The following is a 14,921-nucleotide window of genomic DNA, read 5'->3' as shown; positions in this document are numbered from 1 at the left end:
CGGCTTCACGCCCTGCGCGAACCGGGAGGGCGCGTCGGCAGCGGCGCGTAGGCTGGACGGGTGAGCATTCCCGAGACCCGTCCCCGTCGTCTCCGGCAGCAGCCGGCCATCCGTCGCCTCGTCAGCGAGACGCGACTCGACCCGGCGGAGCTGGTGCTCCCCATGTTCGTGCGGGAGGGCGTCTCCGAGCCGGTCGAGATCTCCTCGATGCCGGGTGTCCGGCAGCACACCGTCGACAGCGCCAAGCGCGCCGCGGCTGAGGCGGCCGCGGCCGGCATCGGTGGGGTCATGCTCTTCGGCGTCCCGGCCGAGCGCGACGCCGTGGGTTCCGGCGCGACCGACCCCGACGGCATCCTCAACGTCGCGACCCGCGCGCTCGTCGCCGAGGTGGGCGACGCCCTGGTCGTGCAGACCGACCTCTGCCTCGACGAGTTCACCGATCACGGACACTGCGGTGTCCTCGACGACCGCGGGCGCGTCGACAACGACCGCACGCTCGACCGCTACCGCGACATGGCGCTGGCCCAGGCGGAGTCCGGCTCGGCCCTCCTCGGCCTCTCGGGCATGATGGACGGCCAGGTCGCCGCCGTGCGCGAGACGCTCGACGCCGCCGGGTTCGACGACACGATCATCCTCGCCTACTCGGCGAAGTTCGCGTCCGCGCTCTACGGCCCCTTCCGCGAGGCCGTCGACTCGCAGCTGCAGGGCGATCGCCGCACCTACCAGCTCGACCCCGCCAACCGTCGTGAGGGTCTGCGCGAGGCGCTCATCGACGAGGCAGAGGGCGCCGACATCGTCATGGTGAAGCCCGCAGGGAGCTTCCTCGACGTCCTGGCCGACGTGGCGGACACGGTGTCGATCCCGGTCTGGGCGTACCAGGTGTCCGGCGAGTACGCGATGATCGAGGCCGCCGCCCGGCAGGGCTGGATCGACCGCCGACGCGCGATCGAGGAGTCGGTGCTGTCCATCAAGCGCGCCGGAGCCGAGGCCGTCCTGAGCTACTGGGCCGTCGAACTCGCCGGTTGGTTGGATGAGGCGCGCGGTCTGCGTGCAGGAGGAACCCGATGAACGACGCAGCATTCGCCAGAGCCCAGCGGTCGATCCCCGGTGGGGTGAACTCGCCCGTCCGTGCCTTCCGCTCCGTCGGCGGCACGCCGCGGTTCATGGTGTCCGCGACCGGCCCCTACATCACCGACTCCGAGGGCGTGCAGTACGTCGACCTCGTGAGCGCGTGGGGCCCCGCGCTCCTCGGACACGCGCACCCGCAGGTCGTCGAGGCCGTGCAGGCCGCTGCGGCCCGCGGCCTCTCCTTCGGCGCGTCCACCCCGGCCGAGACCGAGCTCGCGGAGCTCGTCAAGGAGCGCGTCCAGGCGTCCGGTGTCGCGCCGATCGAGAAGCTGCGCATGGTCTCCACCGGCACCGAGGCGACCATGACGGCCATCCGCCTCGCGCGCGGTGCCACCGGTCGCAGCCTCATCGTGAAGTTCGCCGGGCACTACCACGGCCACTCCGACGGCCTGCTCGCCGAAGCGGGGTCGGGCGTCGCGACCCTCGCCCTGCCGGGGTCCGCCGGGGTCACTCCCGAGACGGCCGCCCAGACGATCGTCGTCCCGTACAACGACCGGTCGGCACTCCGCGAGGTCTTCGCCGAGCGTGGCCAGGACATCGCCGCGATCATCATGGAGGCGGCCTCCGCCAACATGGGCGTCGTCCCGCCGGCTCCCGGGTTCAACGCGAGCGTCGTGAAGCTCGCGCACGAGTACGGCGCGCTGGTCATCATCGACGAGGTGCTCACCGGGTTCCGCGTCTCCTCCGCCGGTTGGTGGGGGCTCGACAACCGCGGACTCGCCGCCGTCGCGCCCGGCACGGAGCCCGTCCCGGGTGCCGAGGCCTGGGAGGCCGGCAACCACGCCGTCGCGAACTCGACCGGTGCCATCAGCATCCCCGTCGGCGTGTACCAGCCCGACCTCTTCACCTTCGGCAAGGTCATCGGCGGCGGCATGCCCCTCGCTGCGCTGGGTGGGCGCGCCGAGCTCATGGACCTGCTCGCACCGACCGGCCCGGTCTACCAGGCCGGGACGCTCTCGGGGAACCCGGTGGCCCTCGCCGCCGGCATCGAGACGCTGCGCCTCGCCGACCAGGACGTCTACCGTCGGGTCGACGCGGCGGCCGCGATCGTGTCCGAGGCGACCTCGAACGCGCTCACGGAGGCCGGGGTCGCGCACACCGTGCAACGCGCCGGGAACCTGTTCTCCTTCGCCTTCAGCGAGACGGCACCGACCGATTACGCCGCGGTCCTGCGGCAGGACGCCTTCCGCTACCCGGCGTTCTTCCACCGCATGCTCGACGCGGGGGTGTCGCTCCCGCCGAGCGTGTACGAGGCCTGGTTCGTCTCCGCGGCGCACGACGACGAGGCGATCGGGCGTATCGTCGACGCCCTGCCCGCAGCGGCCCGTGCGGCTGCGGCGGCCATCCGCTGAGTCGGACGGTCGCTCCGCAGGCGACGTCGGACGCTGCACAGACCATGCGTTACCGCTTTGTGAACTTCCGGCAACGCGAACGTCGGTGGGGGTTGGCAGACTAGAGGCATGGCCTCCTTGCGTCTGCACCCCGACCGACTGGAGATCGAGCTGTCCGCGTACGACAAGGCGCTCTCGCTGCGTCGGAGCAACGTCGTCGTGCCACGGTCGAGCATCCGTTCCGCCACCATCACCGACGACCCGTGGATCTGGGTCCGGGGCATCCGTGCGCCGGGCACCGCGATCCCGTTGACGCTCGCCATCGGCCAGTGGAAGTTCCACGGTGGTATGGACTTCCTGGTGATCAAGGGCACCAAACCGTCGGTCGTCATCGATCTCGAAGACGCGGAGTACTCGCGGCTCATCATCACGACCCGTCGCAGCGCCGAGCTCATCGCCGCCCTCGACCTGCACTAGGACGAGCTGCCGGACGCACGGCGGTCTCGGCCGGATCCGGATCGTGGGCGAGGACGCGGTGCGCCGCGCATCCTGGCGCTGATCAGGGCCGTACGCAATCATTTGCCTCGAACAGGGCACAAAACGACGTCTGACCGGTATTCTGGGCCCGCTCGAACCTCCGTAGATCCGCCTGTTCGAAAGGACCACAGCCATGTCGACTCCTCCTCCCGGTGAATACCCCGGCCAGCCGCCGCAGGCTCCCCAGGCGCCGCAGCCCCCGAAGGACCAGTACGGCGCGGCTCCCGCGTACTCCGGCGGCGCAGCTCCCTCCGGCGACGCGACCGCCGGCAAGACGCTCGGCATCGTCGGCCTGATCCTCGCGTTCCTCGCCCCGCCGATCGGCCTCATCCTCAGCATCGTCGCCCTGGTGCAGTCGAAGAACGCGGGAGTCAAGAACACGCTGGCGAAGGTCGGCCTCATCCTGTCGATCGTCTTCATCGTCATCGCGATCATCGCGACCATCGCGGGTATCGCGATCGGTGCTGCGGCGTTCAACGAGGCGTGCGCCTCCCTCGGGAGCGGTGTCCACACCGACGGCACGACCACCATCACCTGCCCGTAGCCCGGTGACATCCGGGCGATTGGGGAGTTGTCCCCATCGCCTGTCGGGTATCTAACCCACTACTGTTGGCTCGCGCCCGTGGCGCATCTACCATCCTCGAGAGGAACCATCATGACCAACGCACCCCAGTACAACGCCCCGCAGCAGCCGGGCGGCGCCCTGCCCGCCGACTACCCGGGCAAGACGCTCGGCCTCGTCGGCCTCATCCTCGCGATCGTCGTGCCGCTCGTCGGCCTGATCATCAGCCTCGTCGCGCAGAAGCAGTCGAAGGACGCCGGCTACCCGAACCAGCTCGCCAAGATCGGTGTCATCATCGGCATCATCCTCGTCGTGCTCGGCATCATCGGCGGCATCTTCTACGCCGTCGCGCTCGGCTCGGTCATGTCGACCGCCGGCTACTGAGTCTCAGCAGTCCCGTCGGCAGCGGCCGGTCGCCTTCGGGCACCGGCCGCTGTCGCGTTCCTGGAGCGCTGGGCGGTGTCCCTGTCTCAGGAGTCGGCGGGTGTGTCGCCCGGGTGGGCGTGCGCCGCGCCGCAACTCTCCTGAGTTCGGTCGTGCCGGTTCGGTAGTGTCCCTGTCTCAGGAGTCGGCCGGTGTGTCGCCCGGGTGGGCGTGCGCCGCGCCGCGGTTCTCCTGAGTTGGGGACGGCCGGGCCTGTTCCTTGGGTCCGATCAGGCGCGGACGTCGACGACGATCCGGCCGTGGACGGAGCCTGCGAGGACCCGCTCCGCCGCATCCGTCGCCTCGGTGAGGGAGACCGTCTCGGTCAGGGTGTCGAGCACGTCGAGGTCGAGCGCGGTGGTCACGCGCTCCCAGGCGGCCTGCCGCAGGGGGAGCGGTGCCTCGACGGAGTTCACGCCCGCGAGCGTGACCCCGCGGAGGATGAACGGCATGACCGACGTCGGGAGGTCGGACCCGCCGGCGAGCCCACAGGCGGCGACCGTCCCGCCGTACTCGACCTGCGACAGGACCGTCGCGAGCGTCTGACCGCCGACGGAGTCGACGGCTCCCGCCCAGCGCTGGCTGCCGAGTGGGCGGCCGGCCTCGGCGAACTCGGCACGGTCGACGATCGACGTCGCTCCGAGCCGCCGCAGGGCGTCACCCAGCTCGTCGACCCGCCCGGTCGAGGCGGTGACCTCGAAGCCGGCGGCGGCCAGCAGTGCGATCGCGATGCTTCCGACCCCGCCACCCGCTCCCGTGACGAGCACGGGGAGCCCGCCGACGCGGACGGCACCGGAGGTCGCGCTGCCGTGCTCGAGCGCGAGCACGGCGAGGGCCGCGGTGTACCCGGCGGTGCCGATCGCGGCGGCCTGTGCGCTCGAGACGTGGTCGGGGACGCGGACGAGCGCGTCGGACCGCACCTTCGCACGCTCGGACAGCCCGCCGTACCGGGTCTCGCTCAGGCCGTCGCCGAACAGGGCCACGCGGTCGCCGGCGCTCCACGCGGGATCACTCGACGCCGCGACGACGCCCACGAGGTCGATGCCCGCGACCATCGGGAACGACCGCACGACGCCCGGCTTCCCGGTGAGGACGAGGGCGTCCTTGTAGTTGATGCTCGAGTACTCGACGTCGACGGTGACGGCGGCGTCGGGCAGCGAGGCGTCGGGGAGGTCGCGGAGGTCGACCGTCCGGGTGGGTTTGCCACCCTCGTGCTCGACCTGCTCGACGAGGTATGCGCGGCCCATGGTGCTCCTGTCTCCGGTGCGGTGACCGGTCGGTGGCTGTCCGTCGAGCCTACGCCTCGCCGGCGAGAGGCTGGCTGGCTTGAGCCGTCGCGCGCGCCGTGCCTAGGTGACGTCGCGGCGCCAGGTCGTGGCGTAGCCGATGAGCGCGACGACGACCCCGATGCCGAGGAGGACGAGTCCGCCCTGCCACCAGGTCAGCGCGTCCTGCTGAGCGGACATCATCGAGTAGAAGCTCGGTCCGACGAGCGCGTCCGTCGCAGCACCCGGCAGGAACCGGCCGATGGACGCGGTGACCTCGGAGAATGAGGAGGCCAGGCGCAGCAGCGGCTCGACGAACTGCGTGAAGGCCAGCACGACGATGATCGCGCCCACCTGGCTCGGCAGCACCGCCCCGAGACCGACGCCGATCGCACCCCACAGGGCCATCGCGAGCACCGCACGGCCGATGAGCGCCCAGGTGTCGGGGTCGGTCAGCATCGGATCGATGCCGCTGATGGCCAGGGCGCCGCCGCCGAGACCGACGGACGCGACCAGCGCGATCACGCCGTACAGCGCGCCGACCCCGGTCAGTGCCAGGACCTTGCCGACGAGGACGTGGCCGCGGTTCGGGTTGGCGAGGAACGTCGGCGTCAGGCTCTGATGCCGGAACTCGCCGGTCGTGGCGAGCGCACCGAGCAGGACGGGGAAGACGTACCCGATGCTCGTCGCGAAGCCGTAGATGAGACCGGGTTGGGTGAGCATCTCGCTCGTCGCCTGCGCCCCGGCCCCGCTGGACTCGGCCGCGCCCGGGATGTTGGCGAAGAGGAGCGCCGCCCCGGCCGCGGCGAACCCGACGTACACGAACAGGATGAGCGCGAGGCCCCACCACACGCGGGTGGTGAACACCTTGAGGAACTCGGAGCGGATGGCTGCCAGTAGTGAGGTCATGCGTGGTCCTCCCCACCGCTGACGAGCGCGAGGAACGAATCCTCGAGCCCTGATCGATGCCGCGACAACGCACTGAGCGGAATGCCGGCGGCGAGCGCGACCCGGCCGATGTCGATCGCCTCCACATCGTGCACGACGAGCCCCGCGCGGGCCTGGTCGAAGGTGTACCCCGCGGCGGTCAGCGCCGTGGCGAGCCGCTCGTGCTCCGGGGAGTTCACGACGACGCGCAGGGTGTCGGCGGCGTCGAGGCTCGCGAGCGTGCCCACGTGCGCAAGCCGTCCCTTCGCGATGATCACGACCTCGTCGACGGACTGCTGCACCTCGCTGAGCAGGTGCGAGCTGATGAGGACGGTCCGACCCTCGGCCGCGAGTGCGGTGAGGAAGCCGCGGATCCACTTGATCCCCTCGGGGTCGAGCCCGTTGATCGGTTCGTCGAGGACGAGCACACCGGGGTCGCCGAGGAGCGCGGTCGCGAGACCGAGCCGCTGGCGCATGCCGAGCGAGTACCCGGCGACGCGTCGGTCTGCGACCTCGAGCAGGCCGACCTGCGCGAGCACGACGTCCACCCGGCTCGCCGGCAGACGCGCTGCCGAGGCGTGCACGCGCAGATGGTTCCGGGCGGTGCGGCCGGGGACGAAGCTCGCCGCCTCGAGAGCCGCTCCGACGGTCGCTGCTGGGACCGGCAGCTTGGCGTAGGGGACACCGCCGAAGGTCGCCCTCCCCGACGTCGGTTGCACGAGGCCGAGCAGCATGCGCAGGGTCGTCGTCTTCCCGGCGCCGTTCGGGCCGAGGAAGCCGGTGACCTTGCCCGGTTCCACGTGGAACGTCAAGTCGTCGACCGCCTGCACCGCCCCGAAGGATTTCGAGAGTCCATCGAACTCGATCGTCACGCCAGCGGTCATCCGGTGCCTCCCCAGGGGCGCGGCCGGATCCGCGCCTCGTCCTGCAACGCTATCGGGGCCGACACCGGTTGCGCATCGGCCGCTCGGGGGAGATCCCGGTGAAGGCGCCGGTGGCCCCGTCTCAGGAGATGCCCGGCGTGGCCGGCGCGCATCGGGGCGGCGCGCCGCACCTCTCCTGAGACAGGGACGGCGGAGTCGAGGAGGAGGTCGGCTGCTACAGCCCGAGGGAGTCGAGCGACGCGCGGACGGCAGCGGCCGAGTCGGCGAACTGCTGTTCCTCGCGGGGCGACATCGCGACCTCGACCACCGAGCGCACGCCCGAACGGTCGACGATGCTCGGCACCGACAGGGCGACCCCGCTGACGCCGTGGTACCCGTCGAGCACGGTGCTCACCGGCAGGATCGCGTGCTCGTCGCCGAGGATGGCCTCGACGATGCGTGCACCCGGAGAGCCCGATCGCGTAGTTCGTCGCGCCCTTGCCCTCGATGACGCGATAGGCGGCCGTCCGGACGTCGGTCGCGATCTCGTCGAGCTGCTGCTCCGTGAAGCGCGAGCCGTCGGGCAGCTCCCAGTCGAGGATCGGGACGGGGCCGATGGTCGCCTGCGACCACAGCGGCAGTTCGCTGTCGCCGTGCTCGCCGACGATGAGTGCGTGCACCGCCGAGGTCGCGACACCCGCGCGCTCAGCGAGCAACCAGCGCAGCCGGGAGGTGTCGAGGACGGTGCCGGAGGAGAAGACGCGTTCGCGCGGCAGCCCCGTGATCTGCTGGGCGGCGACGGTGAGGACGTCGCACGGGTTCGTGACGAGCATGTAGACGGCGTCCGGTGCGTGCTCGACGAGTTTCGGGAGCAGCTGCTCGAGGATGCGGATGTTCGTGCCAGCGAGGTCGAGTCGGGTCTGGCCGGGTTCCTGCTTCGCGCCGGCCGTGATCACGACGACGTCCGCATCGGCGACGACCGAGATGTCGTCACCGCCCGTGATGCTGCTCGACCCGGTGAACTGCGTCCCGTGGGCGAGGTCGAGGACCTCGGCCGAGGCCCGCTTGCCGTCGATGTCGTAGAGCGCCACCCGCCGGGCGCTGCCGCGGATGAGCGAGGCGTAGGCGAGGGACGAACCGACGCTCCCCGCCCCGATGATGGCCAGTTTCGACTTCGTGCGAGCACCCATGGCTCCATCTTGGCAGGGGCGGATGTGCGCGGTCAGGGCGCGGCACGACAGGTGTCGGGTTGTCTCGATGTCGAGGTATCCGCCCTTCGACAGGCTCAGGGACCGGACCGCCGCACCCTCCGGTCACTGAGCCGCACCTATCGGTCACTGAGCTTGTCGAAGTGCCTCAGCCAACCACCGGTTCCGCGACTCGATGAGCCGTCGCAGGTGCCGGGTGAGCGCGACGTGTTCGGCCACGACCCCGAGCGGACCGAACGGCGCCGAGAACGTGACGTCGTCGAGCATGATGGTCCGCGCCGTCCCCATCGGGCGCTCGAGCGGTTCGAAGAGGTGGACGTGGCGGAACGTCCGGAACGGACCGGACACCTGTTCATCGGTGAACCGGTGGGGTTCCTCGAACGCGGTGATCCGACTCGTCATCGTCCACGGCACACCGAAGTGCTTCGCCCGCCAGGTGACGGTCTCACCGAGGCCGATCAGCCCGGAGGTCACGCCGCCGACCGCCCGTTCACCGGTGTCCGCCATCGAGCCGAGGTGGGCGTCGATCGACCGCGAGAGGTCGAAGGCCTGCTGCATCGTCCCGGCGAGCTCGGTGCGGAGGCGGAAGTGGGCGGTCATGACGGTGGCGGCTCAGGCGGGCCGGCCGGTGCGAGCATCGGTGGAGACGTCGGCCCCGGTGTGCACGGCGCATCGCGGGCCGCCGTCGGGCCCGTCCGCGTGCGCCTCGCACACGACCAACTGCGTCTTGCAGGAGGGGTCCGCGCAGTTCTGCAGGTGCTTCGTCGACGCGTCGCAGACGACGCAGTGCCCGATGACGGCCGCATGATCACTGAACTCGAGCGAGCCCCGCTTGTCGAACACGTACAGGGATCCCTCCCACAGGCCGTCGTCGCCGAACTGCTCGCCGTACCGGACGATGCCGCCGTCGAGCTGGTACACCTCGCCGAAGCCGCGAGAGCGCATGAGTCCCGAGAGCACCTCGCAGCGGATGCCGCCCGTGCAGTAGGTGACGACCGGCTTGTCCTTCAGGTGGTCGTACTTGCCGCTGTCGAGTTCGGCGACGAAGTCCCGGGTGGTCGCGACGTCGGGCACGACCGCACCGGCGAACCGCCCGATCTCGGCCTCGAAGGCGTTCCGGCCGTCGAAGAACACGACGTCGTCGCCGCGCTCCGCGACGAGCTCGTGCAGTTCCGTCGGCTGCAGGTGCACCCCGCCGCCGGTGACGCCGTGCTCGTCCACCACGAGCTCACCGGGGGCGCCGAAGGACACGATCTCCTCGCGCACCTTCACGCTGAGCTTCGGGAAGTCGCTACTCCGACGCCAGGGCGCGGGTCGGTGCCTGGCCGTGCGCACGGGGTCGTCCTCGTCGAAGCCGGAGCCGTCGCTCCACTTCACGTCGAGGTCGCGGAACGCGGGGTGCTCCTTCGTCTTCCGGACGTAGAGCTTGCAGGCGTCGAGCTCGCCGCCGACGGTGCCGTTGATGCCGTCCTTCGAGATGAGGATGCGGCCACGGAGACCGAGTGACTCGCAGAGGTCGCGCTGCCACAGCCGGATCGCCTCCGGGTCCGCCAGGGGAGCGAACGCGTAGTACAGGAGGATCTTCGGGTCGGCCACCGCTCAATCGTACGTGGCGCCGACCGCGGATCGTCGGGCCGGTCCAGCGGACACGGACGTTCCGGCCCCTCGCTTGTCGAAGGGCCACAACCGCCGCCGTCCGCGCAGGCGCCAGGCCTAGGGTGGACGCAGACCTCGAAGGAGATGGCTATGCGCACTGCAGTGATCGTCGACGCGATCCGGACGCCGTCCGGCCGGGGCAAACCGGGCGGTGCGCTGAACGCCGTGCACCCGACGGACCTCCTCGCCGGCACGATCCGTGCGCTCGTGGAGCGGACCGGCATCGATCCCGCGGTCGTCGAGGACGTCTACGCCGGCTGCGTCACCCAGTCCGGCGAGCAGGGGCAGAACATCGCGCGGAACGCGGCGCTCGCCGCAGGCCTCCCGCAGGAGACGCCCGGCACCACCATCGACCGGCAGTGCGGCTCCAGCCAGCAGGCCACCACCTTCGCCGCGCAGAGCGTCATGTCGGCCGGCAACGACGTCGTCATCGCCTGCGGTGTCGAATCGATGAGTCGGGCGCCGATGGGCTCCAACGTGCAGGGGGCAGACCCCTTCGGCTCCGCCCTCCGAGCCCGCTTCCCCGATGGCCTCGTCGGCCAGGGTGTCTCCGCCGAACTCATCGCCGCCCGCTGGAACCTCAGCCGCGAGGAGCTCGACGCCTTCGCCGCCCGCTCCCACGAGCGCGCCGCCGCGACCTGGGCGTCCGGCGGGTTCGACGGCGAGGTCGTCGCCGTCACCCTCCCCGACGGTTCCGTCGTCACGACCGACGAGACGGTCCGTGCCGGGACGACCCCCGAGGCGCTCGCCGGACTCCCCGCCGTCTTCCGCGACGAGCGGCTCGCGGCGCGCTTCCCCGAGATCGCCTGGCGGATCACCCCGGGGAACGCCTCACCGCTCACCGACGGCGCCTCCGCCGCGCTCATCATGAGCGAGGTCCGGGCGCTCGAGCTGGGGCTGACGCCGCGTGCGCGCTTCGTCTCCTTCGCCGCGGTCGGGAGCGACCCGATCGAGATGCTCACCGGCATCCTCCCCGCCACCCGCCGCATCCTGGAGCGCAGCGGGCTCGGCATCGACGACATCGACGCGTTCGAGGTCAACGAGGCGTTCGCGTCCGTCCCGCTCGCGTGGCAACGCGAGTTCGGGGTGGACGACGACCGGCTCAATCCGCGGGGTGGGGCGATCGCCCTCGGGCACCCGCTCGGCGCCTCCGGGACGAAGCTCCTCGCCACCCTCCTCGGCCAGCTCGAGGCGACCGGCGGCCGCTACGGGCTGCAGACGATGTGCGAGGGCGGCGGTATGGCCAACGCGACGATCATCGAGCGCCTCTGATGGGCGCGCCCACCACGTGAAGGGAACCACGCACATGGATGTGACCGGCAGTTCGGCGATCGTCACCGGCGGCGCCTCGGGACTCGGATTCGCGACCGCGACGCGGCTGGCCGGTGCCGGCGCGCGCGTCGTGCTCGTCGACCTCCCCGGTTCACCCGGGGCGGAGCGGGCCGAGGAGCTCGGCGGGTTCGCGACCTTCGTGCCCGCCGACGTCACCGACGGTGAGCAGGTGCAGGCGGCGGTCGAAGCGGCGGTGTCGCGTGGACCGCTGCGGGTCGTCGTGAACTGCGCCGGCATCGCACCACCGGCGAAGGTGCTCGGCCGCGACGGCCCGGCGGACCTCGGTGCCTTCGAACGCGTCCTGCGCGTCAACGTCCTCGGCACCTTCAACGTCATCCGGCTGACCGCCGACGCGATGCAGCACAACGATCCGGACGGTGATCCCGTCGACGGCGCAGGAGACCGCGGCGTCATCATCAACACCGCGTCCGTCGCCGCCTTCGACGGACAGATCGGCCAGCCCGCCTACGCCGCGTCCAAGGGGGCGGTGCACTCGATGACGCTGCCGATCGCCCGCGAGCTGGCGCGTTTCGGGATCCGGGTCGTGACGATCGCGCCCGGCATCATGGAGACGCCCATGCTCGCCGGACTGCCCGAGGCGGCGCAGGAGTCGCTCGGGCACCAGGTGCCGTACCCGGCCCGCCTCGGCCGCCCCGACGAGTACGCCGCGCTCGCGCTGCACATCGTCGAGAACGGCTACCTCAACGGTGAGACGATCCGCCTCGACGGCGCGATCCGGATGGCGCCGAAATGACCGGCTCTCCGATGCCGACGAACCCATCCACCGACCAGGGAGCCACTCCGTGACCAGCGACGACACCATCCTCTTCGAGGTGAGCGACGGCCTCGCGCACCTCACGCTCAACCGGCCCGCGAGCCTCAACGCGATCGACGACCGTGCGGCCAGACGGTGGCGCGACCTCGCCCTCGAGATCGCGGAGCGCGACGACGTCCGGGCGGTCCTGTTCGACGCCAACGGTCCGGCGTTCTGCGCGGGTGGCGACGTCCTCGCGATGTCGCGGATGGGTGACGGCAGCGCAGGGATCGACGGGCGCCTTCGTCACCGAGCTCGCCGACATCATCCACGAGGGCCACCGGACGCTGCAGTCGGTCGCGAAGCCGATCGTCGCCGCCGTCCAGGGGGCTGTCGCGGGCGGTGGGCTGGGGTTCATGCTCGTCGCCGACGTGATCATCGCGTCCGACCGGGCGAAGTTCGTCAGCAAGTACGCCGACATCGGCCTCACTCCGGACTGCGGCGTGAGCACCCTGCTGCCCGAGGCGGTCGGGATGCGTCGGGCGCTCGAGCTCACCCTCGGCCCGCGGATGCTGAGCGCCGAGGAGGCGCTCGACTGGGGGCTCGTGACCGAGGTGGTCCCCGCCGAGCAGCTCGACGCCCGTGCACGCGAGGTGGCCGCGTTCTGGTTGGCCGGAGCCACGGCCGCGTTCGGTCAGGCGCGGCGGCTGCTGCGCGAGAGCGTCGGCCGCGGCTACCAGGACGCCCTCGACGACGAAGCCCGCACGATCGGCGCGGCGATCGAGACGCCCGAGTCGGTCGCGCGCGTCGCGGCGTTCGCCGCCGCGTCGGCGAAGCGCGCCGCCGCGTCGACCACCACCACCCCGAAGGAGCCCACCGCATGACCACCCTCGCCGGCAAGACCATCCTCATGTCGGGCGGCAGCCGCGGCATCGGCCTCGCGATCGCCCTGCGTGCGGCCCGCGACGGCGCGAACGTCGCGATCCTCGCCAAGACCGACACCCCCGATCCCCGCCTCGAGGGGACGATCCACACCGCAGCGGACGCGATCCGCGAGGCCGGTGGGCAGGCGCTCCCGATCCTCGGCGACGTCCGGAACGACGACGACATCACCCGGGCCGTGTTCGAGACGGCCGGTGAGTTCGGCGGCATCGACATCGTCGTCAACAACGCGAGCGTCATCAGCCTCGCGCGGACCCTCGACCTCGATGCGAAGCGGTACGACCTCATGCAGGACGTGAACGTGCGTGGCACGTTCATGCTGTCGCGGGCGGCCATCCCCATGCTGAAGGACGCGGAGAACCCGCACATCCTGTCGCTGTCGCCGCCGCTCAACCTCGACCCGAAGTGGCTCGGCGCGCACACCGGCTACACGCTCGCGAAGTACGGCATGTCGATGGTGACGCTCGGTCTCGCGGCCGAGTTCGGACGCGACGGCATCGCCGCGAACACGCTCTGGCCGAAGACGACGATCAAGACGGCGGCGGTCGGCAACATCCTCGGCGGCGAGGCCCTCCTGGCGAAGAGTCGCACCCCGGAGATCTACGCCGACGCGGCCTACGAGGTCCTGACGGCGTCGGCGCGTGAGCTCACGGGTCGGTCGCTCATCGTGGAGGACGTCCTCGCGGAGGCCGGGGTCACCGACCTCGCGAAGTACTCGCCGGGCGTCGACGAGTCGGAGCTCTACCCCGACATCTTCCTGTAGCGGCCGGCCCGCCCTGTCCGCTGACGGCAGAACGCGGGCTCCCCGAGCCTGGCCGAGCCGCGCCTACAGTGAGAGCACGCGGTCACGGAGCCCGCGCCCGCAGCCGGAAGGAGTCGCCATGTTGTACCGCGAAGCCCTCGGCGCGGCCCTGCGCACGCGTCGACTCGAACAGGGGCGCACCCTGCAGGACGTCGCGACCGCCGCAGCCGTCTCGACGCCCTACCTGTCGGAGATCGAACGCGGCCGGAAGGACGCCTCCTCCGAGGTGGTGGTGACCATCGCCGACGCGCTCCGCACCCGCCTCGACGCGCTCATGTTCGACATCGCCGACCGCTTCGAGACCGCGGCGGCTCCGATCGTCGTCGAGCTGCCCCTCGCCGAGGACGCGCTCGCCGACGCGACGATCACCCCGCTGCGCCCCGCTGCCGACCCGCAGCTGCTCGCCGCCTGACCCCGACCGTCGGCGATCGTCCGGACACGCTGGTTCGTCCCGTCCGGTGACGGCCAGCCGCTCGCTCGGCCCACCGCTCGCTCCGTCAGCCGCGGGCGAGTGCCTCGAAGGTCTCGTGGAGGAGCGGCTCGGCCGTCTCCCACGTCGTGTCCGCGTCCCAGGCACCGAGGTCGGTGACCTCGGTGTGGCGGCCGGCCTGGTGCTTCGGCTCGGGATCGCCCGGGAGCCGCAGTCGCTGGGTGAACCCTCCGGTCGTCCGGTCGAAGTCGAGCACGTGGAAGGCGACGTTCCGGTTCCAGTCCTCGGACGGCCACGAGATGAAGTTCACGCGCACCCGCTCCGCGGACAGCGGCCCTTCGGCGACGTAACTGCCGGGGTGGTCCTCGCCCGGCGACAGGATGCGGTACGCACCGTTCGAGCAGTAGAGCAGCAGGGCCGGCACGAACGGCTTCTCCGCGAACAGTTCGGTGTAGTGGAGCGCCTCGGCTCGGATCACGTCGCCGAACAGGTGCGGGGTCTGCGGTGCCCCAGGGGTGTGCATCGGCACGGTCGTCTCCTTCGGTTCGTGAGGGGTCGGTACGCGTGTCACTCTGTCCGTGGCCGCCGTATGCGCGGTGTACGCGGGCTGGGTGGATGCGGAGAACGAAGCTGGTATTCCACGGTGCCAGGAGAACAGCGCGACAGCAGGACCGTTCCACGCGAAATGTCCTGTTCCCGGGCGGTTCTCCTGCTGCGGCGCCACGGACCCGCGGGCGTAGGCTGGAGGACGCGACGCCCCG

General features: G+C 71.3%; 16 protein-coding genes and 2 pseudogenes. 11 read left to right on the top strand and 7 right to left on the bottom strand.

The features are described 5' to 3' along the window. The first annotated feature begins 60 nt into the window (after nucleotides 1-60). The 5 genes from hemB to AC5JOC_RS04690 all read left to right on the top strand — a co-directional run bounded on the left by hemB (nucleotide 61) and on the right by AC5JOC_RS04690 (nucleotide 3,942). The gene (gene hemB, locus AC5JOC_RS04710) at nucleotides 61-1,068 is read left to right on the top strand and encodes a porphobilinogen synthase (protein ID WP_124767648.1); all 1,008 of its coding nucleotides are present in this window, start codon (nucleotides 61-63) and stop codon (nucleotides 1,066-1,068) included. Further along, nucleotides 1,065-2,480, top strand: coding sequence for a glutamate-1-semialdehyde 2,1-aminomutase (gene hemL / locus AC5JOC_RS04705; RefSeq protein ID WP_426738848.1), 1,416 nt, complete (start codon nucleotides 1,065-1,067; stop codon nucleotides 2,478-2,480). The genes hemB and hemL overlap by 4 nt, the downstream gene beginning before the upstream one ends. Nucleotides 2,481-2,588: 108 nt before the next feature. Further along, entirely contained in the window at nucleotides 2,589-2,936 is a 348-nt protein-coding gene (locus tag AC5JOC_RS04700) for a hypothetical protein (RefSeq protein ID WP_064294907.1), read from the top strand. A gap of 193 nt (nucleotides 2,937-3,129) precedes the next feature. After that, nucleotides 3,130-3,540, top strand: a complete 411-nt coding sequence (locus AC5JOC_RS04695) for a DUF4190 domain-containing protein (RefSeq protein ID WP_138945552.1) — start codon at nucleotides 3,130-3,132, stop codon at nucleotides 3,538-3,540. Between the two features lie 111 nt (nucleotides 3,541-3,651). Continuing rightward, nucleotides 3,652-3,942, top strand: coding sequence for a hypothetical protein (locus tag AC5JOC_RS04690; protein ID WP_064294905.1), 291 nt, complete (start codon nucleotides 3,652-3,654; stop codon nucleotides 3,940-3,942). A 269-nt stretch (nucleotides 3,943-4,211) separates the two neighbouring features. Here AC5JOC_RS04690 and AC5JOC_RS04685 read toward each other — a convergent pair whose 3' ends face one another. The 6 genes and pseudogenes from AC5JOC_RS04685 to trhO form a co-directional block, all read right to left on the bottom strand. Continuing rightward, a complete protein-coding gene (locus AC5JOC_RS04685) occupies nucleotides 4,212-5,228 on the bottom strand; it encodes an MDR family oxidoreductase (protein WP_494245568.1) in 1,017 nt (338 codons plus the stop codon). A 102-nt stretch (nucleotides 5,229-5,330) separates the two neighbouring features. After that, entirely contained in the window at nucleotides 5,331-6,155 is an 825-nt protein-coding gene (locus tag AC5JOC_RS04680) for an ABC transporter permease subunit (RefSeq protein WP_079706366.1), read from the bottom strand. Further along, entirely contained in the window at nucleotides 6,152-7,057 is a 906-nt protein-coding gene (locus AC5JOC_RS04675) for an ATP-binding cassette domain-containing protein (RefSeq protein WP_086475196.1), read from the bottom strand. Before AC5JOC_RS04675 ends, AC5JOC_RS04680 begins: the two co-directional genes overlap by 4 nt. A 214-nt stretch (nucleotides 7,058-7,271) precedes the next feature. Continuing rightward, a pseudogene (locus AC5JOC_RS04670) lies at nucleotides 7,272-8,226 on the bottom strand (L-lactate dehydrogenase). 144 nt (nucleotides 8,227-8,370) lie between these two features. After that, nucleotides 8,371-8,844, bottom strand: coding sequence for an SRPBCC family protein (locus AC5JOC_RS04665; protein WP_194644880.1), 474 nt, complete (start codon nucleotides 8,842-8,844; stop codon nucleotides 8,371-8,373). A 12-nt stretch (nucleotides 8,845-8,856) separates the two neighbouring features. Further along, complete coding sequence (trhO, locus tag AC5JOC_RS04660) at nucleotides 8,857-9,840, bottom strand: oxygen-dependent tRNA uridine(34) hydroxylase TrhO (protein ID WP_124767643.1); 984 nt, start codon at nucleotides 9,838-9,840, stop codon at nucleotides 8,857-8,859. Nucleotides 9,841-9,990: 150 nt separating this feature from the next. Here trhO and AC5JOC_RS04655 point away from each other — a divergent pair, with 150 nt between their 5' ends. The 6 genes and pseudogenes from AC5JOC_RS04655 to AC5JOC_RS04630 all read left to right on the top strand — a co-directional run bounded on the left by AC5JOC_RS04655 (nucleotide 9,991) and on the right by AC5JOC_RS04630 (nucleotide 14,142). Next, complete coding sequence (locus AC5JOC_RS04655) at nucleotides 9,991-11,172, top strand: thiolase family protein (protein WP_192006384.1); 1,182 nt, start codon at nucleotides 9,991-9,993, stop codon at nucleotides 11,170-11,172. A gap of 34 nt (nucleotides 11,173-11,206) precedes the next feature. Continuing rightward, nucleotides 11,207-11,986 (top strand): 3-hydroxyacyl-CoA dehydrogenase, encoded by a 780-nt coding sequence (locus AC5JOC_RS04650; protein ID WP_071260445.1) that lies wholly within the window; start codon nucleotides 11,207-11,209, stop codon nucleotides 11,984-11,986. Further along, nucleotides 11,940-12,200 (top strand): annotated as a pseudogene (locus tag AC5JOC_RS04645) (enoyl-CoA hydratase/isomerase family protein); the annotation flags it as partial. The gene AC5JOC_RS04650 and the pseudogene AC5JOC_RS04645, both read left to right, overlap by 47 nt. A 58-nt stretch (nucleotides 12,201-12,258) precedes the next feature. Continuing rightward, the gene (locus AC5JOC_RS04640; protein ID WP_494245633.1) at nucleotides 12,259-12,870 is read left to right on the top strand and encodes an enoyl-CoA hydratase/isomerase family protein; all 612 of its coding nucleotides are present in this window, start codon (nucleotides 12,259-12,261) and stop codon (nucleotides 12,868-12,870) included. Further along, on the top strand, nucleotides 12,867-13,691 hold the full coding sequence (locus AC5JOC_RS04635; RefSeq protein ID WP_064294896.1) for an SDR family oxidoreductase: 825 nt from the start codon (nucleotides 12,867-12,869) through the stop codon (nucleotides 13,689-13,691). Before AC5JOC_RS04640 ends, AC5JOC_RS04635 begins: the two co-directional genes overlap by 4 nt. A 118-nt stretch (nucleotides 13,692-13,809) precedes the next feature. Then, nucleotides 13,810-14,142, top strand: coding sequence for a helix-turn-helix domain-containing protein (locus tag AC5JOC_RS04630; RefSeq protein ID WP_079706375.1), 333 nt, complete (start codon nucleotides 13,810-13,812; stop codon nucleotides 14,140-14,142). A gap of 85 nt (nucleotides 14,143-14,227) precedes the next feature. On the opposite strand, the gene AC5JOC_RS04625 is transcribed toward AC5JOC_RS04630, so the two are convergent. After that, nucleotides 14,228-14,689 (bottom strand): hypothetical protein, encoded by a 462-nt coding sequence (locus tag AC5JOC_RS04625; RefSeq protein ID WP_463529734.1) that lies wholly within the window; start codon nucleotides 14,687-14,689, stop codon nucleotides 14,228-14,230. Nucleotides 14,690-14,921 lie beyond the last annotated feature (232 nt).

This window comes from Plantibacter sp., assembly GCF_059073635.1.
The sequence above is the reverse complement of the archived record's forward strand: the minus strand, read 5'-3'. Positions and strand labels throughout refer to the sequence as shown.